Raw genomic sequence first — 367 nt, forward strand, 5'->3', positions numbered from 1 at the left:
ACCGTCGAGACCGTCGGTGATCAAATAGGCGCCATCCCTACGAAAGACCGGGACCTGCTCCGGGGGCACCACCACGCGGGAATGTCCGGTTTGCGGAATGTCGAGCACGAGTTTGCCGGTGTGCTCGGCGGCGCTGATCACCCGAATCGCGGTGGCCACCTCGGCCAGCGGATAGTGCGTGCTCTGCGGCAGCGGCAGCACACCATCGGCGACCAACTGATACACCGTCTTCAACAGGCTCCGGACCTTGTCCGGCTCGGTGCTGGCCATCAACGCCAAATCAACTCCGGAAATCGTAAGGTTGCGCCGGAACGGCAAGACGCCCAATCGGGCGTCGCCGACAATGTCGCCCTTACCAATTTCAAGA

General features: G+C 62.4%; 1 protein-coding gene. It reads right to left on the bottom strand.

The window, feature by feature from the left end:
* The coding region (locus AC5Y2L_RS28600; protein WP_499945820.1) for a zinc-binding dehydrogenase at positions 1-367 on the bottom strand (367 nt) is incomplete at both ends.

It is taken from the genome of Mycobacterium sp. NGS66, from assembly GCF_059812225.1.